The 24060-nt window shown below is 71.1% G+C and carries 23 protein-coding genes; 8 read left to right on the top strand and 15 right to left on the bottom strand.

Annotation, left to right across the window (positions count from 1 at the left end; all coding sequences use genetic code 11):
* Positions 1-93: 93 nt before the first annotated feature.
* The 6 genes from OG406_RS02170 to OG406_RS02195 all read right to left on the bottom strand — a co-directional run bounded on the left by OG406_RS02170 (position 94) and on the right by OG406_RS02195 (position 4646).
* Positions 94-660: a type 1 glutamine amidotransferase domain-containing protein gene (locus tag OG406_RS02170; RefSeq protein WP_164375803.1), complete on the bottom strand. Its 567-nt coding sequence runs from the start codon at positions 658-660 to the stop codon at positions 94-96.
* A 132-nt stretch (positions 661-792) separates the two neighbouring features.
* Entirely contained in the window at positions 793-1353 is a 561-nt protein-coding gene (locus OG406_RS02175; RefSeq protein ID WP_266619254.1) for a Dps family protein, read from the bottom strand.
* Between the two features lie 164 nt (positions 1354-1517).
* Positions 1518-2267 (bottom strand): glycosyltransferase, encoded by a 750-nt coding sequence (locus OG406_RS02180; protein WP_329183579.1) that lies wholly within the window; start codon positions 2265-2267, stop codon positions 1518-1520.
* Positions 2264-2878, bottom strand: coding sequence for an SAM-dependent methyltransferase (locus OG406_RS02185; RefSeq protein WP_329183581.1), 615 nt, complete (start codon positions 2876-2878; stop codon positions 2264-2266). The genes OG406_RS02180 and OG406_RS02185 overlap by 4 nt, the downstream gene beginning before the upstream one ends.
* The gene (locus tag OG406_RS02190) at positions 2875-3648 is read right to left on the bottom strand and encodes a PIG-L deacetylase family protein (protein WP_329183583.1); all 774 of its coding nucleotides are present in this window, start codon (positions 3646-3648) and stop codon (positions 2875-2877) included. The genes OG406_RS02185 and OG406_RS02190 overlap by 4 nt, the downstream gene beginning before the upstream one ends.
* Positions 3645-4646 carry an acyl-CoA dehydrogenase family protein gene (locus OG406_RS02195; protein ID WP_443067044.1) on the bottom strand — a complete coding sequence of 334 codons (1002 nt, stop codon included), beginning with the start codon at positions 4644-4646 and terminating at the stop codon, positions 3645-3647. The genes OG406_RS02190 and OG406_RS02195 overlap by 4 nt, the downstream gene beginning before the upstream one ends.
* A gap of 584 nt (positions 4647-5230) precedes the next feature.
* Between OG406_RS02195 and OG406_RS02200 the strand changes: the two genes are divergently transcribed.
* A complete protein-coding gene (locus OG406_RS02200; RefSeq protein ID WP_329183584.1) occupies positions 5231-6370 on the top strand; it encodes an aromatic acid exporter family protein in 1140 nt (379 codons plus the stop codon).
* Positions 6371-6614: 244 nt separating this feature from the next.
* On the top strand, positions 6615-6917 hold the full coding sequence (locus tag OG406_RS02205; protein WP_081224373.1) for an ANTAR domain-containing protein: 303 nt from the start codon (positions 6615-6617) through the stop codon (positions 6915-6917).
* 67 nt (positions 6918-6984) lie between these two features.
* Here the strand turns inward: OG406_RS02205 and OG406_RS02210 are convergent, their stop codons facing one another.
* The gene (locus tag OG406_RS02210; RefSeq protein WP_164375797.1) at positions 6985-7311 is read right to left on the bottom strand and encodes a plasmid stabilization protein; all 327 of its coding nucleotides are present in this window, start codon (positions 7309-7311) and stop codon (positions 6985-6987) included.
* Positions 7312-7629: 318 nt separating this feature from the next.
* On the opposite strand from OG406_RS02210, the gene OG406_RS02215 reads away from it, so the two are divergent.
* A complete protein-coding gene (locus OG406_RS02215) occupies positions 7630-8508 on the top strand; it encodes an alpha/beta fold hydrolase (RefSeq protein ID WP_329183589.1) in 879 nt (292 codons plus the stop codon).
* A 99-nt stretch (positions 8509-8607) separates the two neighbouring features.
* Here the strand turns inward: OG406_RS02215 and OG406_RS02220 are convergent, their stop codons facing one another.
* The 4 genes from OG406_RS02220 to OG406_RS02235 form a co-directional block, all read right to left on the bottom strand.
* Positions 8608-10239 (bottom strand): phytoene desaturase family protein, encoded by a 1632-nt coding sequence (locus OG406_RS02220; RefSeq protein WP_329183590.1) that lies wholly within the window; start codon positions 10237-10239, stop codon positions 8608-8610.
* Between the two features lie 9 nt (positions 10240-10248).
* Positions 10249-10737 carry an SRPBCC family protein gene (locus tag OG406_RS02225; RefSeq protein WP_329183591.1) on the bottom strand — a complete coding sequence of 163 codons (489 nt, stop codon included), beginning with the start codon at positions 10735-10737 and terminating at the stop codon, positions 10249-10251.
* A gap of 226 nt (positions 10738-10963) precedes the next feature.
* Positions 10964-11308, bottom strand: coding sequence for an STAS domain-containing protein (locus OG406_RS02230; protein WP_326841352.1), 345 nt, complete (start codon positions 11306-11308; stop codon positions 10964-10966).
* A gap of 200 nt (positions 11309-11508) precedes the next feature.
* On the bottom strand, positions 11509-12477 hold the full coding sequence (locus tag OG406_RS02235) for a DNA polymerase Y family protein (protein ID WP_326843961.1): 969 nt from the start codon (positions 12475-12477) through the stop codon (positions 11509-11511).
* A gap of 129 nt (positions 12478-12606) precedes the next feature.
* Here OG406_RS02235 and OG406_RS02240 point away from each other — a divergent pair, with 129 nt between their 5' ends.
* Together OG406_RS02240 and ku are read left to right on the top strand one after the other, a co-directional pair.
* Positions 12607-12945 (top strand): DUF6233 domain-containing protein, encoded by a 339-nt coding sequence (locus OG406_RS02240; RefSeq protein ID WP_326841353.1) that lies wholly within the window; start codon positions 12607-12609, stop codon positions 12943-12945.
* Positions 12946-13062: 117 nt separating this feature from the next.
* Positions 13063-13995 carry a non-homologous end joining protein Ku gene (ku, locus tag OG406_RS02245; protein ID WP_164375792.1) on the top strand — a complete coding sequence of 311 codons (933 nt, stop codon included), beginning with the start codon at positions 13063-13065 and terminating at the stop codon, positions 13993-13995.
* 132 nt (positions 13996-14127) lie between these two features.
* Here the strand turns inward: ku and OG406_RS02250 are convergent, their stop codons facing one another.
* The gene (locus OG406_RS02250) at positions 14128-14847 is read right to left on the bottom strand and encodes a hypothetical protein (RefSeq protein WP_329183594.1); all 720 of its coding nucleotides are present in this window, start codon (positions 14845-14847) and stop codon (positions 14128-14130) included.
* A 689-nt stretch (positions 14848-15536) separates the two neighbouring features.
* Between OG406_RS02250 and OG406_RS02255 the strand changes: the two genes are divergently transcribed.
* Both OG406_RS02255 and OG406_RS02260 read left to right on the top strand, forming a co-directional pair.
* Positions 15537-16193 carry a hypothetical protein gene (locus OG406_RS02255; protein ID WP_164375790.1) on the top strand — a complete coding sequence of 219 codons (657 nt, stop codon included), beginning with the start codon at positions 15537-15539 and terminating at the stop codon, positions 16191-16193.
* Between the two features lie 55 nt (positions 16194-16248).
* Positions 16249-16866 (top strand): class F sortase, encoded by a 618-nt coding sequence (locus OG406_RS02260; protein WP_329183597.1) that lies wholly within the window; start codon positions 16249-16251, stop codon positions 16864-16866.
* A 60-nt stretch (positions 16867-16926) separates the two neighbouring features.
* Here the strand turns inward: OG406_RS02260 and OG406_RS02265 are convergent, their stop codons facing one another.
* From OG406_RS02265 to OG406_RS02275, 3 genes are all read right to left on the bottom strand, one after another.
* Complete coding sequence (locus OG406_RS02265; RefSeq protein WP_329183598.1) at positions 16927-17715, bottom strand: SAM-dependent methyltransferase; 789 nt, start codon at positions 17713-17715, stop codon at positions 16927-16929.
* 59 nt (positions 17716-17774) lie between these two features.
* Positions 17775-18983 (bottom strand): GH12 family glycosyl hydrolase domain-containing protein, encoded by a 1209-nt coding sequence (locus tag OG406_RS02270; RefSeq protein ID WP_329183601.1) that lies wholly within the window; start codon positions 18981-18983, stop codon positions 17775-17777.
* 213 nt (positions 18984-19196) lie between these two features.
* The gene (locus tag OG406_RS02275) at positions 19197-21020 is read right to left on the bottom strand and encodes a cellulase family glycosylhydrolase (RefSeq protein WP_329183603.1); all 1824 of its coding nucleotides are present in this window, start codon (positions 21018-21020) and stop codon (positions 19197-19199) included.
* Between the two features lie 752 nt (positions 21021-21772).
* Between OG406_RS02275 and OG406_RS02280 the strand changes: the two genes are divergently transcribed.
* Positions 21773-23905 (top strand): glycoside hydrolase family 6 protein, encoded by a 2133-nt coding sequence (locus OG406_RS02280; RefSeq protein WP_329183604.1) that lies wholly within the window; start codon positions 21773-21775, stop codon positions 23903-23905.
* The last annotated feature ends 155 nt before the right edge of the window (positions 23906-24060 follow it).

Raw genomic sequence — 24060 nt, forward strand, 5'->3', positions numbered from 1 at the left:
GCCGGGCCAGGTCCGCCCGTTCGGATCGGTGCCGGCCCGAACGCGAAGGCCCTTGTCCGGACCGGGCGTCGAGCCGTCCCACGGATCCTTCGCTCAGGCGCCGACCAGCGCCTTGTTGACGGCGCCGAGGAAGTCGTCGAGGTCCTTCGGCGTCCGGGACGTGACCAGGGTGTAGCCGTTCGCGGTGTCGCTCACGACGGACTCGTCGACCCAGTCCTTGGCGCCCGCGTTCCGGATGTCCGTGCGCACGGAGGGGTAGGAGGTCAGCGTCTTCCCGTCCAGTACGCCGGCTTCCACCAGCGCCCAGGGGCCGTGGCAGATCGCGGCGATCGGGCGGCCCGAGGACGCGAACGCCCTGACCGTCTCCAGTGCCTTGGGTTCGAGCCGGAGTTGGTCGGCGTTGATGGTTCCGCCGGGAAGCAGCAGCAGCTGGTGCCCGTCGGGATCCAGAGATGCGAGGGTCGCCGTGGGCTCGACGGTCTCGCCCGGGTCCTTGTCACCGACGAGGGTCTGGATGGGGTCCGAGGACACGGCGGCGATGGTGACATCGGCGCCGTCCTCCCGCAGTCGGTTGACCGGCACCACCAACTCGTCCTGTTCCACGCCGTAGTTGGTGACCAGGACGAGCACGCGGTGACCGTTGAGGGGCTTGTCGGACATGGTGATGCGTCCTTCCTTTCGTTCTGCCTGTGCCGTGGGTTTCAGGGGGCGCGTGAGAGCTGGAGCGGTGGCTCACGCGAGACGCCTGCCGGCTCCGTCTCGGTCCGGCGGCCTTCGGACGTGCCGGTCGCGTCAGTGGTCGACGGACTGCTTCGCCGCGTCCTTCTCGGTCGTGGCGCCGTCCGTGGCGAGAGTGCCGCCCGCGGTCTCCAGGTGCGCCCGGATGAACCACTGGAACTGCTCCAGGTCCCGCAGCTGCCCGATGAGCAGGTCCTCGGTGGCGGGGTCGATGTCTCCCGCCTTCTTGACCGCGGCGCGCAGATCCTCGATCAGCCCGGTGTACACGAGGTCGAGCGCTCCGAGGTGAGCCATGGCGTCGGCGCGGCCGACGCTGTAGTCCTCCCAGGTGCGTCCGTCGACCAGTGCGCCCGGCGTGCCGTGCGCGACTCCGCCCAGCGCGGCGATGCGCTCGGCGACGTCGTCGGCCATGGCGCGGACGCGGTCGACCTGCGGGTCGAGCATCTCGTGCACGGCGATGAAGTGCGGGCCCACCACGTTCCAGTGGACGTGCTTGAGCGTGAGGTGCAGATCGTTGAGAGAGTTCAGGCGCTGCTGCAGTACGTCGATCAGGGAGCCTGCGTCCTCCACCGTGAGGCCGGGGACGGTGTAACGGGGGGTGGTGGCGCGCGCCATAGGTATATCTCCTGTTCTCTTGCGCTTTGCCCACTCTGGGTACCCGGGACGGGAGGACGCAATCCACCGTGTCGCATCCGGACCGGAGGGCGCGTCTGGCTCTGCTTCCCGTCCGGCTGCCGTACCTGGTGCCGCTCGGCGTCGGGGCGTTCCCGCGGAGTCGGTCAGACGCCGGCTCGGTGCCGAGCGGGGTCTCCCCCGCCGGCTGCCGGGTCGCGCAGGGCCGTCAAGAGGTCCGCCAGGCCGCCCGGAGCCCGCCCCCGCAGTCGGGTCGCGGTGTGCACGGGGTGCCGGTCGGTGCGGGCGATGCGGTGGCCTGTCGTCGACAGCCGGACCGCGAGGTCGTGGTCCTCGCCGGTGGGCAGCGGGGCGAAGCCGCCCACCCGAAGGTAGGCGGCGGCGGAGACCCCCAGGTTCGCCCCGTGCACATGCGGGTGCTCCCACCTCGACCTCGTCCCCGTGACACGGCGGGTACGGAAGTAGTCGGCGTCGTGGCGGGCCACATGGAGGGCACCGACCGTGGTGGAGGCGAGGCGGATGGTCCCCAGGACGGCGTCGTATCCCCGGTGCGCCCAGGCGAGCTGGTGGGCGATCCACGTGGTCGGCACGGTGCTGTCGGCGTCCGTCATGGCCAGCCACACGTCCGGGCCGGCATCGGCCAGCAGCATGAGGGCGTGGTTGACGCCCGCCGCCCTCGCGGCACCGACGTTGCGGTGCCAGGTGGGGACGACACTCGCTCCCCCGTGGACGGCGAGCGCCGCTGTGGCGTCCGTGCAGGCGTCCGCCGCCACCACGATCACGACGGGCACCGGCGCCACGAAGGCGGCGGCCGCGCGCACGCTGCGCAGACAGGCCTGGACGCGGCGCTCCTCGTCGTGTGCCGGGACCACGACGGCGACGGCGGCGGGTGTCACGCCAGTCCTTCCGCGCGAGCCGGTGAGAGCACCGGGCCGGGGCCCGGCCGGTGCTCGTGGACGGTGAGGGTGAAGTCCGGGTCGTCGTAACGGGCGAGGGCGCTCAGGCCCGTCAGGGAGTCGAGCCGGTCGGCGATGTCACGGCCCGTGCAGGTGTGCTCGGCCACCGGGTGGTTCCAGTGGACGGTGACCAGATGGCCGCCTTCACCCAGGCTCTCCGCACTCCGCCGGAGCAGCCGCGTACGCGTGTCGCTGTCGAAGTAGTAGAGGAGTTCCGACAGCACGATCAGGTCGAACACGCCCTCCGGCCACTGGTCGGGCACCGTCATCCGTCGCACGGTGACGTGGTCCAGGCCGGCGGTGCGGCGCGCCGTCGCGTCGACGGCCGAGGCGACGCGGTCGGTGGACAGCAACTGCTCGCACCGGGACGCGAGGAGTCCGGTCAGCACACCCACCGAACAGCCCGGCTCGAAGGCGCGCAGGTAACGGCGGCGGGGCAGCGCGGCCACGGTCAGGTCGTACTTGCGTCGGTCGTACCACCGCTCTCCGAGTTGCCACGGGTCGGTGGCCCCGGCGTACTGGTCGTCGAAATAGCTCGCCGGGGTGTTCAACGGATCACCGTCTCGAAGGTGCGGGTGTGGTGGGCGATCTCCTGCGCCGGCAACACCGGCCCGACTCCGGAGGCACGGCCTTCGAGCTGGCTGGTGAACCGTGCCAGGGCCGCCTTCTTGCGGTCGACCGCCGCCTCCGCCAGGGGGAGGACAGAGACGCGCTCCCACGGAACGCGAGGGTCGTACGGACGCGCCCAGTGCCACATCCAGACCGGGTAGAACCACACCGGCGTGGAACGGTCACCGCAGGCATCCCGGGCGGCCCGGCCTGCGGCCTCGTGGTCGCTGTGCAGGTCGCCCACCCAGGGCGCCACACACACGGCGGCCCCCACGTCGTCCAGTACCTCGCCGATCACGGTCCGCGCCCTGGTCTCGTACTCGTCGAGACCCGTGTCGGGGAAGCCGGCATGCACGGGGAAGGGCAGGTCACCGAGTTCGCCCAGGGCCGCGGCCAGCTCGCCGCGACGGCGGGCGGCCAACTGTTCCCGGCCGGGCGTCGGCAGCATGCCGTGCGAGGCTTCCCCGTCGGTCAGGCACACCGTGTGGACCGTCGCACCGGCATCGAGCAGAGCGGCCATCGCGCCACCGAACCCCAGCACCTCGTCGTCCGGATGGGCGGCCACGACGACGACGGGACCTTCCGGGAGAGCGAGGTGGGGCAGCTGGTCCGGCAGCTGTGCCGCCAGCCATTCGGCCTCGTCGGTGCCCTGCGCGTCGATGGCCGCGGCGGCGGCCGACCTCTCGGCGTCCACGGTCTTCGGCGAACTCATCGCGTCGTCTCCGCCGAGTCCGTCGTGATCAGACGGCCGAGTTCGGCCAGGTTCGCCTCGGCGTGGTGCTGACGGACGTAGACCGTCAGGTCCGCCACCGCGCGAGCGTGCCGTTCGTCGTGGCACAACGGGCCGGCACCCGTGGCGCGCCCCACGTGGTCCAGCACCTCGGTGCACACCTTTTCGGCGAGGGCTCGCACGCGCATGCTGCGCACACGGGCCTCGTTCCGGACGTCGAGGGGGTCGGCGTCGATGTCCTCGCCCGCATGGCGCAGCATCGTGTCGGCCGTGTGCAGCAGGACGTCGACGGCTCCGAGATGAGCGGCCGCGTGCGCGTTGAGCCTGCCCGCCGCGCCGCGCTCGTACAGGGGCGCCGCGACGGCGTGGGCGCCGCCCAGCCAGCACGCCGCCACGCCGATGCCTCCGTGCTGGAATCCGGGCCGCTCCAGATAGCCCTCCACCGGGCCGACGGCTCGCGCGGGCACGGCGGTGAAGGACACCTCCAGGCTGTCGCTGCCGGCCATGCCGATCGCGGGCCAGGTCCCTTCCACCGGTCGGACGCCGGGGTGGTCCAGGGCGACGGCGAAAAGGCGATAGCCGTCCTCGGCGTCCGCTGTCACCAGGGCGTGGGTGCAGGCGTGGGCACCGGAGCAGTAGGGCTTGACGCCGCTCAGCGTCCACCCCCGTTCGGTGCGGGTGGCATGGGTACCGGGTCCTGGCGGGCGTGCGGCCCAGACGCCCCATCTCTCGCCCGCGGCGGGCAGGGGGTGGCCCAGTTCGTGCAGGATCGCGGCGGCGTCCAGGTGCCCCTCCGCGAGCCGGGCGAGCGAGAGGTCTCGACGGCCCAGGGCCATGAGTACCGCGAAACGCCGTGCCGTCGACCGGCCCGGCAGGGGCACGCTCGGTGCCTCGCGCTCGACGAAGTCGGCGAACAGGTTCGCCGTGCGCTGTTCCGGTGTGCGGAGGCGATCGGGGATCTGGGGAGGCGTGACGGTCACGCGGACCTCCTGCGTACATCGTCGAGGGTGTCGGGAGGCGTTTGAGTATCCGCAGGCCCGTGGTCAAAACACGCAACACGCCTGGTCCGGCGGGCGGCCGGCGCCGGTGGTCCGGGCCGATCGACCCGCGACCGGCCGGCACGCCTCTCTACGCAAGGGCCGCTCGGGCGGTCGGGACGCGTTCCCGTGCCTTCGCGGCGACCCTCCGGCCGCAACCGGCGGTCTGTGTCGTCCGTCCGAGCGGGGCGGACACCGTGCACAGTCAGCATCCGGCAGCTCACGGACAGCCGCCACTCGCGGGGGGCCTCGCACTTGTGTGGCAGCGATCGGTCGGCATACCTCGGCGGAACAGTGGCACCTGCATTGCCGTACCCGGGCGGCGCGGGGAGGGACCGGTCGAGCAGGTGAAGCGCGGAGAGGGCGCCGCCTGACGTCGACCTTCGTCGGGGGCCTCGCACGGGGCCCCCGAGCCGACGCGCTTCCCCATCCCTTCGCCGTCGGCCGACGGCGAAGGGATGGGCCGACCGACGCTCGGGCGACCGGTCCGGACTCAGCCGGACCGGAGACATGTCAGGAGATCACCCATGCGGATGCGCAGACTCGGCTGGGAGCTGGCGGCGACCGCCGGCTCCCTGCGCCGGGCGTTCACTTCGGCGGGCCGGGAGCGCGACGCCTGTGTGCAGGCGCTCAAGGCGGCGGGGGCGGCCGTCGCCGCGTGGGCGGTGGTCGGCGCCTGGTGGGACGCGCCGATGGCTCTGATGGCGCCCTGGACGGCCGTCGCTCTGGTCCAGGGCACGGTCTACCGCTCGGTGCGCACCGGCATCCAGCAGCTGGCGCTCATCGCGGCGGGCACCTTCCTGGCGGCCGGGGCCGCGATGATCACCGGCAACGTCATGGCGGCCATGGCCCTCGCTCTGCCACCGGCGGCCCTGCTCGGCATCCACAACCGCTTCGGCGACCAAGGGGTCTACGCCCCCACCACGGTGATCTTCGCCCTCGCGTACGGGACGCTCTCCGGAGAGGACATGGCGCATCGCCTCGCGGAGACGGCGGTGGGTGCCGTCATAGGCATCTCCGTGAACGCGCTGCTCCTGCCCCCGGTGCATCTGCGCGGTGTGGAGGAGGCGCTGTCCGCCATGGCGCGGGAGCACTCGTCCCTGCTCAGGATGATGGCGGACGACCTGGCGGCCGGATACGCGGAGGAGGACGCGGCCAGGTGGCGGGGCCGCGTGGCCCAGATCTCCGCGACGCTGGAGGGACTGCGCAACGCACGGATCTGGAACCGGGAGAGCTACCGTTTCAACCCGGGCCAGCGCATGCGCCGCGGCTTCCGGGACGTTCCGTCGATCGACCACGACGCGTACTGGGAAAGGTTCCTGGACCGGACCTCCGCGATCGTGGACAACCTCGCGGCGGCGGCGGGCGAGGAACGCGGGCTCGCCCAGCCACCGCCCGCGCGACTGATGCTGGCCCGGCTCCTCGGCGCTGTCGCCGACGTCTGCGAGTGGGACCGCACCCGGTGGGGGCTCCACAGCGACGAGGCGGACCTGGCACGGCGCGACGCCGCCGAGGACCGGGCCGAGCAGGCGCTGGCGCGTCTCAAGTCCGGGTTGGCCGACGAGGAGCCGGAGACAGTGGTGACGGTGGGCGCGCTGAGCGCGTCGGGGCAGCAGTTGTTGCGTCTGCTCGGCGGCGCGTCCGGCACGCCCGGGGTGCGGAGCTGAGCACGTGTCCTGTCCCCCTCGTCACTCCGGCATCGCCATGGTGCCGTCCTCGCCTGTCGCGGTCCGGCGGGGCGGGACGCTCCGGAACGCCGTGCACATCCCGCAGGTGATGTTCCGACGAATTCGGGGCAAACATGTCGAGACGAGCAGGTCGCCGGGCGGTGGCGCCCTGCGAAACGCGGTGCCGAGCGCCGCGTCCCCTCGTCAAGTCGAGGCAAGCCACTCCGGGTTCTTGGAGGACCGCGTGGACGACCGCGTGACAGAGCTGGGGAATCTGCGGAGCGACAACACCCATCTCCACGAGACGATGCGCTCCGGCGCCGTGGTGGACCATGCCATCGCGGTCGTCGTGGCTCTCGGGCAGCTGGCGCCGGAACAGGCGGAGCACATTCTCCAGGAGCTCGCTCGGCACACCGGGATCAAGCTGCGTCACGTCGCGCAGTTGCTCATCGAGTGGACGCGTACCGGACGGCTGTGCGCCGACCTCCGTACGGAACTCGACCGGCAGCTCGCCGGACACACCAAGTCACCGCAGGTCGGCGTCTGAGCTGGCCGACGAGTGCCCCGTTCACCCCTGGAGCCCGCACCGCACCGCGGGCCCGGGGGAACGCGGGTCAGCGCCCCAGCGCCTTGCGCAGCTGCTGCTTGTTCATCGAGGAGCGCCCTTCGACGCCCTTCTTCCTGGCCTCTTCGTAGAGCTGGTCCCTCGTGGGACCCTGGGCGCCGCTGTGCGAGCGTTCGCCGCCACGCTGCGACGCGGACTTCTTGTCGCGTGTGGACGTCCTGCTCGCCGTCTCGGACTCGCCCGCCCTGGCACGCTCCTTGTTGACCGTCCGGGCGGCGATCTCCTTCGCCCGGCCGGTGGACTCGCCTCGCTTCTCCGCGCTCTCCTTGACGTGCTCGTACTGGCGCTCACGCTTGGGACTGGAACCTGCCGGCATGACGTCTCTCCTTGTCTTTCCGAAGGCCGGTCGGGCTGAACGGCCCGTGGTACGAGGGGTTCCCCTTCCGGTGGGACGCACGCGCGGGAACCGCCGCCTCCACTCCAACGCAAGACCACTCGGAGCGCGACCCAAGGGGTTCCGGGCCCGCCGTGTGTCACAGCCCTGAACCGTCCGTCCGGGACGACACGCGGCGCGGCACGGGCATGAACGATCACGAACGGGGGACCCACGAACGGGTGTCGGTGCGCACGCGCGCGGATCTTCGCTGTCCGGCCGACGGCACGCCGCGTTCACAGCCGAGCCCAGGAGGCCGGAATGTTCGAGGGATTCGAGACGGAGCGGATCGACGTCTGCGAAGGGTCCGCCTTCGTCCGTCACGGCGGGAGCGGACCGCCGGTGGTGCTGCTGCACGGTCATCCCCGTACGTCGGCGACGTGGCACAAGGTGGCTCCGCTCCTCGTACGGGCCGGCCACACGGTGGTGTGCCCTGACCTGCGGGGCTACGGGCGCTCCAGGGGGCCGCGCTTCACGGAGGACCACGTGGGCTACTCCAAGCGTGCGGTCGCCTCGGACGTGGTGGCCGTCATGCGGCAGCTCGGGCACCCCCGGTTCGCGCTGGTCGGACACGACCGCGGCGGCAGCGTGGCGTTGCGTCTCGTGCTCGATCACCCCGATGTCGTGTCCCGGGTGGTCTTCGCGGACTGTCTGCCGCTGTCCGAGCATCTGTCCCGGATCACCGCCGAGTTCGCCACGCAGTGGTGGCACTGGTTCTTCTTCGCGCAGCCGGACATCCCCGAGCGCGTGATCACGGCAGACCCGGACGGCTGGTACCGGGGCGACCCCGGGGTGATGGGGCAGGAGAACTACGACGAGTGGCGGCAGGCCACACGCGATCCCGACGTGGTGCGGGCGATGCTCGAGGACTATCGCGCCGGTCTCACCGTCGACCGGCGGCACGAGGAGGCCGACAGGGCCGCCGGTGCCCGCCTCACCTGCCCGACGCTGGTCCTCTGGTCGCTTCGCGACGACTTGGAGGACCTCTACGGTGATCCCCGTGCTGTCTGGCGCCGGTGGGCCGACGATGTCCGCGGCCACGGCATCGACGCCGGGCATCACGTCGCCGAACAGGCACCCGAGGCGTTGGCCGCCGCACTGATCGAGTTCCTTGGGGAGGAGCCGCGCGATCCCGAGTAGAGCGCGCCTGGAGTCCTCCCCGACCGGTCATACGGAGGACGGGCGGCCGATCGGACCGGAACGCGACCGGCAGGGGCATGGGCATCGAGGACGCGTACGTCAGCCCTGGGGCCGTTCGATGCGGAGTCGGGCGCCGGAGAGCAGCCGTTGCGCGGAGGCCAGTGCATGCCGGGTGGCCGTGCTGCCGTGGAGCGCGGCGCGCGCCGCGTTCGCTCCGCAGGCGCCGTGGACTCCCCCGCCCGGGTGCGCCGACGCCGAGGCGAGGTAGAGCCCTCGCACAGGTGTCTCGGGGCGGCCGGTACCCGGCACCGGCCGGAAGACGAGTTGTTGGTGGAGGTTGGCCGTGCCGCCGTTGATCGCGCCCCCGTGCAGGTTGGCGTCCATGGCCTGAAGGGTGGGAGGCGCGAGGATTCTGCGGGCGCGGACGAGTGAACGGAATCCCGGTGCGTACCGCTCCACCTGGCGTTCGACCCGGTCGGCCATCGCCTCCTGTTCACGCTCGTCCCAGGCTCCGGTGATGCCGTCGGCGCCCGCGTCGCCGACCACGGTCTGCGGGACATGCGTGTACGCCCAGGCGCTTTCGGTCCCCAGCGGGGAGCGTGAGACGTCGGCCGTCGTCATCTGGCCGAGCAGCGTGAAGGGCCGGTCGGGCACGCGGCCTGCTGCGAGTTGGGCCGCGAAGCGCGTCATCTCGTCGACCCCGTCGGACAGATGCACGGTGCCGGCACCGGCCGCCGCGGCGGCGTTCCAAGGGGTCGGACCGCTCAGTGCCCAGTCGATCTTGAATGTGGCGAAGTCCCACTGGAAGCGGCGCATGCTGTCGAGCAGGCGGCGCGGCAGGTGCCGTTCGTCGACCAGGCCGCCGTACAGGCCGGGTGCCGAGACGTCCGCGAGCACGGCGCGGCCGACCGGGATCGCCTCACCGCTCTCGGTACGCACTCCCACGGCCCGGCCGCCTCGCACGACGATCTCGCGCACCGGCCGGCCGCAGCGCACGATGCCGCCGCGCCGTTCGAGCCGGCGTACGAGCGCGGCCGAGAGGCTTCCCGCTCCGCCGACCGGAACCGGAAAGCCGTACTGCTGTCCGAGCATGCACAGCAGCCATCCGAAGCCACCGCTGCCGGCCGCCTCAGGTGCCAGGTCGGCGTGCAGTGCGTTGCCCGCCAGCAGCAGACGTCCCGCCTCACCGCGGAACTCCTCCTCGCCGAGCCTGCTGGCGGGCAGCACGAGGGACCGGACCAGGGGGAGGCCGGCCGGGCCACGCAGCCGCCTCGCCAGGCCGGCCCCTGCCCTGAGCGGGGGAAACGGAGTGAACAAGGCGTCCAGAAGCTGGGTGCTGATGCGGTCCCACGTACCGCACATGCGCGTCCACGCGGCGCCGTCCCCTTCGGCGAAGGCGTCCAGCCCCTTCGCCGTCGCCTCGGTCGAGCGTTCGAGAACGGCACAGCGTCCGCCCGGGAGTGGGTGGGCGAGCACGGACGGGGCGTGGGCCCAGCGCAGTCCCTCCGCGTGCAGGTCCATGTCCCGGATGACCGGGGACGCGGCCGCCAGGGGGTAGAACGCACTGAACATGTCACTCACATAGTCGGGATGCACACCGCGATCACTGCGAACGGCGCCCCCGGGCCGGCTCTGCGCTTCCAGCACCTCGACGCTCCATCCCGCGTCGGCCAGGAGGTTCGCGGCCACCAGGCCGTTGGGACCGGCTCCGACCACCACGGCGTCCAACATGGCGACTCCTCATGCCCCGCGGACGAGGCCCTCGGACGCGCGCACTTGGGGGGAGGCCTCGGGAGCCGGCCGACGCTCCACGACCTCCGCGAGGCGGGCGAGCATCTTGCGGTGGCGCAGTTGGATGAGAACCTCCAGTGGAGCGGTGTGCAGGGCACCGCCCAGGCCGCGCAGCGGGTGTTCGTCCACCAGGACCAGCGAGTGAGGTCCCCATGTGCGCACCTCGATCGCGATACGTGCGGTACCGAGCCGGCCGCTGTCGGCCTCGAGCTCCAGCCATCGCAGGCGCTCCATGCGGCGCACGACCGTCCGCCCCTCGTACGCGAGGCGGCCGCGCCCGAGGACGTACGCCAGTCGCGACCCGACCTGCGGCCACCGGCCGTCCAGCGGTCTCGACTCCGAGGTCCCGACGACCCACTCGGCATAGAGCCGGGGATCCTCCAGGACCGCCCATACGGTCTCGGGAGACCGCTCGATCACCTGGTGCCGAATGGCCACGACGGACTCCTCACCCAGTGACGACATCGTGACGAGTAGCGCATATCGGGCGAGTGCCCCTCTGGGGCCACACCATGCGCGGCCCTGCCGGGCGTTCCGTCGGCCTCTGCCGCCGCACTCGACCCCCGGGCGACTCCTGAGTCAGCAGCCCACCGGCCCGCCCGCGCGTCACCCCGGTCCGCTCGTCACGCGGTCGCCGAGGACACCGAGGACACCGAGGACACAGTCAACGGCTGTTCGGCACCGTGAGTACGGACGTCAGTTCCATCACCGCCAGCAGGCGGCTCACGCTCGGCTGGAAGGACCCGCGCAGACGAAGTCGCGCGCCGGCCGCCTGCGCCTTCTGTCGGGCCCGTATGAGAACGCCCAGCGCGGCGCAGTCGCAGAACGAGACGTCGGTGAACTCGACGTCCACCCACCCGGCGCCGCCCGCCAGTACGTCCTCCAACTCGTCCGCGAGGCGGGGCGAGGTCAGGTAGTCGACCTCACCCGCCACGCGCACGATCGTCCTGCCGCTCGCCCCTGCGACGGACAGATCCATCCGCGAGTCGACATCGTCTCCCTGGCCCATGTGCGCCGAGTGCCCACATGGTGACAGTCGATGCTCACGTCTTTTCTCCCCGTCTGCGGTTTCTGGTGTCGGCGGCAGGGCCGGCCGTCGAGACGCCCACGGCGGGCTTCACGCATCGACACAGATATCGGAGCAGACCGGTTCCGACACGGGTGCCGGAGCCGGCACGGTTCCGGGCCCCGTCCGCGGGCCCTTCCGGCTCAGGAGACGCGCAGGAGAGTGGTGGCCGGGCGGATCGCGTCGGGCCCGAACTTGGCACGGATGCGGTCGCTGACCTCCTCGGCCACGAGGCGGGTCTCGCGCACCTCGTCGAGGCTGATCTGCTCGGCCACCTGGTCGGCAGAGACGAGGTCGTCGGCCTTCAGCGTGATCGCGGTGATCCGGCCGCGCTGAAGCCCCGCGGCGTCGATGAGCCGGTACGCCATCGTGCGGAGGTCGTCGTCGTGGGCGGAGGCCTCCGGAAGCCGCCGGGACTTCTCCCAGGTGGTGCCGCCGGCGAAGCGCAGCGCCAGGGTCAGACCCCGAGCGGCCCGGCCACCGCCGCGCAGCTGGACAGCGAGGGTGACGACGAGGTCGAGGAGGGCCGCGCGGACGGCGGCACCGTCCAGGGTGTGCCGGGGGAAGGCACGGTGGACGCTCGCGGTCGCGGGCAGCGCCCGCGGGACGACAGGGCGGGGGTCGACGCCCCGGGCACGGTCGGCGGCCTGCCGTCCTGCCCGGCCGCCGAGAAGTCGCTGCGCGGTGGCCGGCGGGACGGTGGCCAGCAGGCCGACGCTGTGGACGCCGTAGTCGCGCAACGCCTGGGCCTGGCGGGGTCCGATGCCGTGCAGGGCTTCGACGGGCAGCGGTCCGAGCCAGTCCGTGACCCGGTCCGGGGGCACGGCGAGGACACCACCCGGGCGGGGGACCTGTCCGGAAGCGGTGGCCGCGACCGTGATGGACGACCCGATCCCGACCCGTATGTCGACGCCCAGCCGGGAGATGGTCCGTACGCGCAGCATCTCCCCCAGCCGGACAGCGTCCGCACCGTGGTAGCGCAACGCACCCTTGAGTTCCGCCAGGGCTGCTGTTGGAGGCAGCGCCTGCACGACCGGCGACAGCTCCGCCATCTGTTCGAGCACCTGCCGGTAAGCGTCCTCCGGCAACCGGTCCGGGCAGCGCACATGCATCACGCTCGCCTCGCTTCGCACCTCGACCTCTGACGTCACGGCACCCACCTCCTCTCCACAGACTATCGAACTATTATTCGAACACGCGAGGTGGCGAACCCCGGCAGCCAGGGAACTAGAATCGGATCTATGTTCGATGACCTGCCGCCTGACCTGGCGCGACTGCTCACCCTGCGGGTGTGGCACGCCATGTGGCTGCAGCGCATCGACGCCAAGATCGCCGCGCTCCGGAAACGGGAGGCCGAACAGGAGCAGGGCCGTACGAACCGGCCGGCGGAGCCGGACTGGATCGTCGAACTCGGCATCGGCAACGGACGCCCGCCCATCGAGGTGCACGCGGGCGACTGCTACGCCGCCGGCAAACGACGGCGGGCCGTCCCCCGGGACGAAGCGCGCCGGCTTCTCTCGTCGGGCGTCCGCGCCTGCGCCCACTGCAAGCCCGATGCCCATCTGCGGATCCTCGAATGAACCCCGTGGCACGCGGCGCCGCGCCTCCGTGACCGACGACAGAGGTTCGGTCGCCATGCCACGGGAGCGGAGTGCTCCTAGGCTGAGAACCCTCGGGGCCTGATGCGGAGGTTCAGCATGCCCCGAACCGTATGGTCCGGCGCCATCTCGTTCGGCCTGGTCACCGTGCCGATCCAGGTGGTCAGCGCGACCGAGGACCACTCGATCCGGTTCCACCAGGTCCATCTGGAGGACATGTCCCGGGTGCGCGTGCGGAAGGTCTGCGAGATCGAGGACCGCGAGGTCGCCCAGTCCGAGATCGGCAAGGGCTACCAGTGGGGCAAGGACACGATCATCCCCGTACTCGACGAGGAGCTGCGGGAGTTGCCGCTCCCCACGGCGAAGGCCATCGAGATCGAGGCCTTCGTGCCTCTCGACTCGATCGACCCGATCCAGATCGGCGACGGCTACTACCTCCAGCCGTCCGGACAGGTCGCCGCCAAGCCGTACAAGCTGCTCCGCCAGGCCCTGGAACGGTCCTCGAAGGTCGCCGTCGCCAAGTACGCGTGGTCCGGCCGCGAACGTCTGGGCCTGCTGCGGGTCCGCGACAACGTGATCGTCCTGCACTCCATGCGCTGGCCCGACGAGGTCCGCGACCCGTCCTCCCTGGCCCCCGAGGCGGTGGAACTCACCGAGGACGAGATCGCCGGAGCCGAACAGCTCATCGCCCGTATGACACGGGACGACCTGGACGGCCCCGAGTTCGTCGACCGGTACAACGACGCCGTCGCCGAGGTGATCAAAGCCAAGCGCGAGGGCGTCGAGCCCCCCGAGGCCCCGGAGGAGGCCAAGCCGGCCGGGAAGGTCGTGGATCTGATGGCCGCGCTCAAGGAGTCGGTGGCCAAGGCCAGGGAATCGCGGGGCGAGGACGCGACCGTCCACGATCTGCCCAAGAAGAAGAACACCGCCAAGACCGCCAGCAAGACGGCAAAGAAGCAGCCCGCCAAGAAGGTGGCGAAGAAGACGGCGGCGAAGAAGACCACGTCGGCACGGAAGTCCCGAAGCGCCTGAGGCGCCTCCGGGCAGGCGAGACGTTGCGGAGACGCCCTGGCGGCGGCCCGGCCTCGGGGTCGGACGCGGCCGTCCGGGCGGAGGGCCTGTGGTGCACCCGCAGGCCCTCCGCCCATCACGCGACCCGCCTCGCTACACCGCCTTCTCAAGCTTGGCTATCTGCGCTTCCATGACCTTCGCGGGCACCTCGGGGGCCTGCCCGCCCAGAGCGTTCATCGCGTAGAACACGACGAGCGTCGAGCCCTCACGTACGACGGTGTAGGACACGGGGATCTTCTCGCCGTCGATGTCATTGGTCATCGAGTAGGCCACCGCCTCGTCGCCCAGCGCAGGAGCCTGGAGAGCCTTGACGGAGGTGTACTTGAAGTCCGTGTGCTCGAAGGACGTGCACTTCTCGCTCTGCGTCCGCAGGTCGGCCACCACGTTCTTGGCGTCCGCCTCCTTGTGCGCGAGCAGCCCCATCCGCAGCACCGTCGCGTCGGTCTGCTCCAGGCTCGTCAGCGAACGGGAGACCCGCGCCACCGCGTCGGGCTCGGTGCCGAGCAGGAACATGTCGGCGATGGCCTGACAGTTCGCGGGCTTCGCCGGCACGCTCACTTCGGGGATCTCGTCATCCGGAGTGTTGCCGACGCGGTATCCCTTCACATCCGCCTTGGTGACCGCGGCCTGCGTCAACTGCGCCTCGGTGAGCGGCTTCAGGCCTTCCTGGGCGGCCGGCGAGGCCTTGGCCGTCGGCTTGCTCGACGCGGCGCCCTTGTCACCGCCGTCGTCCTGCCCCCCACATGCCGCCGTCGCCGCGAGCGCCACCGACACACCGGCGCCGACCAGCACGCGCCCCAAAACTGACTTCACGTTCGTTCCACCCCAAGAGTCCCAGGGCGCGACCACGAAATCGGTCGCACCGCGACGCATCAAAGCCCACAACCAGCGGGTTTTGCCAGCGCGTTAGCTGCTCTTGGCGTAACGATCGGAGATCAACTATTTGGTTGTACGGAGGCAAAGTGGCACGCGCCACAGATCCGTGGGCGGCGGTGGCGCGGACGCCGGCCCACTGGCGACATCTCCCTTCGTCCAGCCGAGCGCACGGGTCAACCGCGTTGCGACGGGCCTGCGTCGAGGCCCCGAGGCCGCATCGACGCCTCTCCCGGCATGGCCGCGGAGGGCGAGAGGCAGCGGCTCCGAGCGACCCGGTGATCCCGCACGACGGGTGGCGGACCTCTGCGCGTGACACGGCCTCACCGACGAGAACCTCGATCTCGATCCGGGCCACCGGGAGCGAACCCTGCTGACCCCGCGAGACCGACCGTCGCGTGCCGGAAGACCTCCCCAGAGACGCCGCGCCGACACCCCCAGCCCGGTCGACACCTGGCCATGACCGCGAACGCCCACGTGAGAGGCAGTCAGCTACGCAGAGTCATGGGCTGTTTGAGTTATTTTTTGGGTTTTTGACGGTGTCTCAAAGGATCTTTGGCCGATTCATGGCATTCATTACGTGCTCGGTCGATAAGTACGACAATCATTCCGGCTTGAAGGAGCCTCGCATGGTCACCAGCTCTTCCCTCCGCGCCCGCAGCATCCGTGGAGGTGCCGCGATGGCCGTCGCGGCCGTCGCCACTCTCGCCGGAGCGGGCGCCTCGTACGCCGCTCCCGGCGACAGCGGCGACATCGACGTCCGCTCGATCGGGTGGCACGCACGGGGCGGCGACGGCGTCGAGGTCTGTGAGTTCGTCCTCTCCGCCAGCAACTTCGAGTCCTTCCCCGCGGTCGCCTGGACGATCACCGCCCAGCCCCCGACCACGCCCCCCGGCGACACGCTCCAGAGCACGCTGCCGCTGGTCAACGGCTCGGCGCGGAGCGCGAAGTACCTGCTCCCGGAGGGCACGTACCAGCTGGTGTGGACCACCCCGGCGGGCCCGAAGCAGAAGCGGTTCTCGGTCGACTGCAAGACCCGGCCCCAGGCCCAGCACAGCGGTCCGGCCGAGATCGGCGCGGGCGGCAGCCCCGCCAAGGAGTACTCCAAGCCGGTCGGCGGAGTTCCCGCGGGCGGCGGCGCCGTCCCGGAGGGCAAGGAGAACCTGAGCTCCGGCAGCGACACGAACTTCGGCACCACCGCCGCACTCGCCGCCAGCGGTGTCGGCATCGCGGCGCTGGTCATGGTCCGCCGAGCCGCGCGCCGCCGTGCCCGCAACGAGGCGTAACGTCCCCAACCGACGGCGCCGACGACGTGGACCGAGTCGCGCGTGCCGTCTGTCGATGACGCTGACGGTGTCCTTCTCGCTGGTGGCCGGAATCGTCTGGGCGTGCTCCGGCTCGCCCGACGACTCCGCGGTCACCGCCGCCCGTGGCAGTGACGCCGCGGGCGGCGGGCCGCCGCCTTCGGCGCAGGCCGCGCCCCCGCCTCAGGCGCGTTCGCGGCCCGTGAAGATCGCCATTCCCTCCATCTTCATCGAGGCCCCGGTCGTCGACCTCGGTCTCGACAAGCAGGGGCAACTCGGCGCCCCGCCTCTGACCAAGCCGAAGGAGGTGGGCTGGTTCCGCGGCGGCCCGTCCCCCGGCGAGGCGGGAACGTCCCTGATCGTCGGTCACCGGGACACGACGACCGGACCGGCCATCTTCCTCAACCTCAACGCACTGCACCGGGGGGACGCGGTGAAGGTCACCCGGGCCGACAACGTGACCGCCGTCTTCACCGTCGACGAGGTCGGCAAGTACGCGAAGGACAAGTTCCCGAACGACAAGGTGTACGGGAATACGAAACGTCCGGAACTCCGGCTCATGACGTGTGGCGGTCGCTTCGACAAGAAGCACGGCTACGCGGCCAATGTGGTGGTCTTCGCCCACCTGGCCTCGCTCAAGAAACGCGCGACCTGAACACGAGCACCGTGCGGAAGCGGCCGGCACCTCGCATCGAGGAACCGGCCGCTCGGCATGTCAGGCCGCGTCGGACACGAGCCGTCCGTCGACGGGGACCAACGTGAGGTAGGCCAGGCCGAGTACACCCCGATAGCCCTTCAGCCAGCTCGTACGGTGCCGGTCCACACGCTCACGTGTCTCGTCCGCCAGCGGGTGGTCGCCGTGGACGGCGAGCCACTCCTCCACATCGGACTGGTACCCGGACTCGAACGCGTCCCATTCGTCGCTGTTCGCCGTCTCGATCCAGACCGGGCGAAACCCGGAGGCCACGGCGAGGTCGACGAGCCCGGCCAGATCGTGCAGCTCGTCGACGCGGGCCCCCGGCCACATCGCGTCGAGTTCGGCCCGGTTCGGGGTCCGCTGCCAGAAGGTCTCGCCGAGGAGGACCCGCCCGCCAGGACGGACCAGTCCGCGCAGCGCGCGCAGTGCGGCGGCGGTGTGCGCGGGAGGTTCCGAACCGTTCAGCGCGTGGGTGGCCCCGAGACACAGCACCAGGTCGGCCGGGCCGCGTTCCGTACCGTCGGCGGACTCCTCCACGAACGTCACGCGGTCGGCCAGTCCACGCGCCACGGCGTTCGCGCGTCCCCGTGCCAGGTCCTGGGCGTTGACATCGACGCCGAGGCCGGACGCGCCCTTCACCACCTCCAGCGTGCGGAGCATCAACTCGCCCCAGCCGCACCCGATGTCGAGGACGGTGGCCGGTGCGGCCGGGGCGAGTCTGTCGACGATCCGTGCGGCTCGGGCCTCGGAGAGGGGGCCCTGGAACGTGAGGCGGGTGAGCCGTGGCGGAGGATCCTGATCATTCATGGAGCGCAACGCTAGCCTCGGCACGGCAGCCGCGACATCGAGTTTCCGCGGACCTCGGCTCAGCGCATGCTCCACACCTGGTTCGGCTGGGTGCCGCCCCCGCCGTAGCAGTCCCAGATCTGGATGCGGGTGCCCGCCGCGGTGCCACGCTCCACGGCGTCCAGGCACTTCCCGGACTGCGTGTTGACGAACGTGCCGTCGGCGTTGATCTGCCACTTCTGCGCGCCCTGCCCGTTGCAGGACCACAACTGGACGAGCGTGCCGTTGGCGGTGCGGCCACCGGAGACGTCGAGGCACTTGGAGGTCCCCGGGTTCACCAGTGCTTCGCCCTGGCGGGCCCACTTCTGCGCGTCGGCGCCGTTGCAGTCCCAGAGCTGGACGACGGTGCCGTCCGCCGCCGCTCCGTTCTTCACGTCCAGGCAGCGGTTGCCGGCCTGGCCGACGACGGTGCTGCCGCCGGACGGGGGCGGTGTGGTGCCGCCTCCCCCGTCGGTGGTGAAGGAGAAGGTGTCCACGGCCAGACCCTGGCCGCCCACCCAGGGCTCGAAGCCGAACTGGACGCTCGTCAGGTACCACGCCTTGTCGACGTACCCGCGGCCGGCCGCGTCACCGGTGAAGTCCGCGATGTGCACGTCGAGCGAGCCGGTGGCCTGCCGGCGCACGTAGGACACGACGTTCCAGGAGATGCCACCGTTGGACAGCCGCCCTTCCCACACGTCGTATCCGGCGCCTCCGAGGGTCGCGGTGCCGATCCTCGAACCGGCGGGCTGCGGCGGACCGGAGTGGGCGCCCCAGATCATGATCTCGGCGCCGTTGTTCTGCCCGGCCGGGTTGGGTGAGGAGTCGAGCCAGATGTCGTACGCCGCGTCCCAGGAGCCGCCGGTGGTCCGGTAGGAGACGGTACTGCGCGGGTCCTTGAAGGCGCTGACCTGGACCGGGAGGCCGCTGCCCGCGCTGCAGTTGCCGTAGTGGCAGCCCGCGTAGACGGACGGGTACGCGGCGGGGGCGCCGTTCGTCGGGACGTTGTGGCTCGCCGTGCTGATGTTGAAACCGGTGCCGGTGACGGTGAGGCACTGCGGGGTGTCGTCACCCCACTCGTTGTTCTGCACGATGTACTTGCCGCCGGCGATCGGCGTGCTGCCGAACGTGTCGCACACCACCGTGTCGGCGCTCGCCGTTCCGCCGGTCACCAGGGTCAGAGCGGCCGCGAGTATCAGGGCCGCGAGCACACCCAGTGCGGCGCGCGCACCTGAGCGGACAGGGATCATCGAGGGCTCCTTCAAGAGGCGTGAAGGTGAGGGGGGTCGCATCCCGCTTCATCGTGTTCTCATCCGGTTCGTCGTGTTCTCGTGCCGCTCGGCCGCGTGCCGCCGCACGGCGAGGCTCGCCACGTCATGTGCCGTGTCGAGGTGCGCTCTCTGCACGTAGACCTCGCCGTGCGGCGTGCAACACCCTGTTCGGGACAGGGGCGAGCAATTTCCCTATGTGGCACGGCAGTTCAGTACGGGCGTACCGGCCCCGCCCGGCGCGGCGCCGAAGCCGAAGCCGGTGGAGGCGCCGGCCGCGATGGCGCCGTTGTGGTCGGCGTTGCTCGCGGTCACCGTCCTGCCGACCTGGCTGTAGGAGGCGTTCCACATCCCGGAGACGGTCTGGCTTCCCGGCCAGTCCCAGCTGACCTGCCACGACTTGGTCGCCGAGGTGCCCGTGTTGGTGACCGTGATGTCGGCGTTGAACCCGCTGCCCCAGTCGCTGCTGACCTTGTAGGTGGCCTTGCAGCCGGCCGAGCCGCCCCCGGTGCCGGTGGTCGTCGCGGCGACCGAAGCGGACGCCGGGGAGGTGTTGCCGGCCGCGTCACGGGCCCGCACCGTGTAGTCGTAACGGGTCCCCGCGGTGAGGCCCGTGTCGGTGAAGGACGTGCCCGTCACCTGACCGACCCTGCCGGTGCCGCGGTAGACGTCGTAGCCCGCCACCGCGGTGTCGTCGGTGGACGGTTTCCACGACAAGGACACACTCGACGCGGTGGTCGCGGTGACCGCGAGTCCGCTCGGCGTCGACGGCGCGGTCGTGTCACCGCCTCCCCCTCCCCCGCCCCCGGTGAATCCCGGGGCCTTGATGGAGGCGAGGTAGCCGTCCTTGACCGTGTCCACGGTCTGCCAGTCGTCCTTGAGGATGCCGCCGGTGTCGCCTGAGTCCGGATTCCATGACCAGAAGGTCCAGTTGAAGCTGTCCGCGCCGTACGTGCTCGTCGGGCGCAGATAGTCGACGAGAGCCGCGAGCCACTTCTGGTCCACCGTCGACTGCAGTGTGGTGCCGAACTCGCCGAGCCAGACGGGGGCGATGTTCTGCTTGAAGATGTAGCCCCAGTTCTTGTCCCAGATGGCCGGCATGTTCGCCGGGAACGACGGGTCGCTGAACCACGGTTGCTGGGCGACGCTGGTGGCGTAGTCGTGGGCCGAGTAGACGAGGCGGTCGGCGACGCTCAGGCGTACCGGTGCCGAGGCGACCCCGGCGAGGTTGCCTCCCCACCAGTTGCTCTGACCGTTCACCGTCTGCACGCCCTCGACGAATATCAGCAGACCGGGATTGACGGAGAGGACCGCGTTGCCGGCCCGCTCGGCGGCGAGCCGCCAGTCGAGGCTCGTGTCTCCGCATCCCCAACAGGCGGGGTCGTGGGGCTCGTTGTGCAGGTCGATGCCGATCACCGCCGTGTTGCCCTGGTAGCGCGCCGCCAGTGCCTTGAGGTCGGAGATCCAGGTCGTCTCGGGGACGGCGGAGGTGTACCAGAGCGCCGACTGGCCCGAGGAGTCGGGGCGATGACGGTCGAGGACGACCTTGAGGCCGATCGACCCCGCGTAATCGACGATCTTGTCCATCACCTGGAGCGAGTTGAGGCCCGCCAGGTCGGTGTTCAGGCCGTTGGCGTAGGTGATGCCGTTGGGCTGGGTGCCCTTGAAGATGTCGTCGCTGTAGGGCAGGCGGATGGTGTTGTAGCCCAGCGTCTTCATCTGGTCGATCATGGACTTGTAGTCGCGCGACCAGAGGCCGTGCGCGACGTAGTTGGCCGTCTCGAACCCGAACCAGTTGACGCCGGCCATCCGCACCGGCTGGTTCTGCGCGTCGAGGATCCGGCGGCCGTCGGTGTGCCAGTACCCGGCGCCGGAGGCGGCTGCCACGGCCGAGCTGGGCGAGGGGGCGACGGCCGCCTGCACGGGTCCTGCCGCCGCGAGCGGGACGAGAGCGGTGAGCGCCGCGGTGAGGAGCGCGACCAGGGCGCGTCTGACGCGGTAGCGGGGTGGATGACGCATGGTGGGGGTCCTTTCCGGGTGGGAGCGCTCCCATTCTTGGGCGCACGTCTCCGGACGGGCAGGCGGGTGGGCATCCGGCATGGCGGCTCCCGCAGACCGGCAGGAGTGTCCCGCTCCCGCCGGCCGGCTCATCGAAGCCGGACTGCGCACATGGAAGCCACTAAGCGTGTCCGCGTCAATACCTCACGCAGCGATCGCGTCCCTTCGCGGACGTGTCGGCCACCGGGCACGCCCGTTTCGGCCACGCCCGCAGCCATCCCGCCATCGAGACCACGACGGCCACCTTCCGCGTTCCGCGACGAGCGCCTCGGAGGCCCCCGCCCCTCCGTGCCCACCGCGACCTGGCGTGCACACCGCGCAGGCGCCGCTCGACCCGCGGCCCTCAAGGGGACGCTCGACGTCCCGTCAGAAACCCACTCCTGACACGGGTGTTGACATCCACGGTTCCGGCGTCGCACCTTGGGAGCGCTCCCACGTTCGGTGCCCCTGTCCCCGCCGTCACCTCAGCGACCGGGCACCGTCTGCGCGCGACGACGAAACGCCGGGCCCCCGCCCGGTCGGCGCCGCGGCGCGCTCCTGTTCGGCGGCCCGTCTGTTCCACTCCGCGCGACGCACACGGTCGCACCGTCGTCCTGCCCGCACGCCACTGTCCGGCGGTCTTCCGTCCGGCGTGCCCGGGACGCGGCGCACCGGACGGTCGCCGCCGTCCCCGCACACGCCCGTACCTGCCCGCTCTCCCCAGGAGATGACCGATGCCCTCCCGTAGACCTGACTCCGCCCTGCGTCGAAGGGGCCCGAAGCGGACCGCCGTTCTGGCCGCAGGCGCCCTCCTCGGAGCCCTGTCCATCACCGCCGTCCCGACCACCGCGACCGCGGCCGCCAAACTCGACAACCCCTACGTCGGCGCGAAGGCGTACGTGAACCCCGACTGGTCGGCCAAGGCCGCGGCCGAGCCGGGCGGTTCGGCCGTCTCCAACCAGCCGACCTTCGTCTGGCTGGACCGGATGGCGGCGATCCAGGGCACCGCCGACGCCCGTGGTCTCAAGGCGCACCTGGACGCGGCCAAGGCCCAGGGCGCCAACCTCGTCCAACTGGTCATCTACGACCTGCCGGGCCGGGACTGCGCGGCGCTCGCCTCCAACGGCGAACTCGGCCCGGACGATCTGGCCACCTATCAGAGCGACTACATCGACCCGATCGCCGCGATCCTCGCCGACCCCGCGTACGCGAGCCTGCGGATCGTCAACCTGATCGAGCCCGACTCGCTGCCCAACCTCGTGACCAACGCGGGAGGCACCGCCGGCTCCACGCCCCAGTGCGCCACCATGAAGGCCAACGGCAACTACGAGAAGGGCGTCGGCTACGCCCTGCACAAGCTCGGCGCTCTGCCCAACGCCTACAACTACATCGACGCCGGTCACCACGGCTGGCTCGGCTGGGACAGCAACCTCACGCCGTCGGCGCAGGAGTTCAAGAAGGCCGCCACCACCAACGGCGCCACCGTGAACGACGTGACGGGCTTCATCGTCAACACCGCCAACTACTCGGCCACCAAGGAGCCGTACGTCAAGGTGACGGACACGGTGAACGGGCAGACGGTGCGCCAGTCCAAGTGGATCGACTGGAACCAGTACGACGACGAGAGCTCGTACGCGCAGGGTCTGCGGACCGCGCTCGTCGCGCAGGGCTTCGACTCCGGTATCGGCATGCTCATCGACACCTCGCGCAACGGCTGGGGTGGTTCGGGCCGGCCGACCGGTCCCGGCCCGACGACGAGTGTCGACGCCTACGTGGACGGCGGTCGCATCGACCGGCGCATCCACGCGGGCAACTGGTGCAACCAGAGCGGCGCGGGGCTCGGCGAGCGCCCGGCGACCGCGCCCGACACCGGGATCGACGCCTATGTGTGGGCCAAGCCGCCGGGTGAGTCGGACGGGGCGAGCCAGGCCCTCGACAACGACGAGGGCAAGGGCTTCGACCGGATGTGCGATCCCACGTACACCGGGAACGGGCGGAACGGGAACAACCTCACGGGAGCGCTGGCCAACTCCCCGCTCGCCGGGCACTGGTTCTCCGCCCAGTTCCGCCAGCTGCTCGCGAACGCCAACCCGCCGGTGAGCGGATCGGGCGGCGGTGGCGGTGACACGCAGGCCCCGACCGTGCCCGGCGGTCTCGCGGTCGCATCCACGACGAGCACCAGCGCCACCCTGAGCTGGAGCGCCTCGACGGACAACACCGCCGTCACCGGATACGACGTCTACCGCGACGGCACCAAGGTCGGCAGCGCCACCACCACGTCCTACACCGACACCGGGCTGTCCGCCTCCACCACGTACGCGTACACCGTCAAGGCCAAGGACGCGGCCGGCAATGTCTCGGCCTCGTCCACGGCGGCGTCCGCCACCACCAAGGCGTCGGGCGGCGGTGGAGGCACACCGGGCGTCAAGGCGCAGTACAAGAACAACGACTCCTCCGCCACCGACAACGGGATCAGGCCCGGTCTCAAGCTCGTCAACGGCGGTTCCACCGCGGTCGATCTGTCCAAGGTGACCATCCGCTACTGGTTCACCGGGGAGTCCTCCTCCGCCGGATACCAGACGTTCTGCGACTGGGCACAGCTCGGCTGCTCGACGGTGAAGACCTCGGTGAGCGGCGTCTCCCCGAGCCGCACGGGTGCGGACCACTACCTGGAGGTGGGCTTCACCTCCGGTTCGCTCGCCGCCGGTGCCGACAGTGGTGACCTCCAGTTGCGCCTGGCCAAGTCGGACTGGTCGAACTTCGACGAGTCGAACGACTACAGCCGCGGCGCCAACAGCTCCTACGCGGACGCGGCGAAGGTGACCGTGTACGTGGCGGGCACCCTCGTCTGGGGTACCGAGCCGTAGAGCGGCCGGAGTGAACGGGGGGCCGGGGCCGGGACGGCGACGTTCCGGCCCCCGGCCCGTCGGTTCGCCATGCGCACGGGCCGGCCTTCGGCGTACGAAGAGCAGCGACGGCCGGCCGTCCTCCGCCGGCTGGACGAGGCGGCCGGGCTGTCAAC

The sequence above is a fragment of the Streptomyces sp. NBC_01428 genome, assembly GCF_036231965.1.
GTDB lineage: Bacteria > Actinomycetota > Actinomycetes > Streptomycetales > Streptomycetaceae > Streptomyces.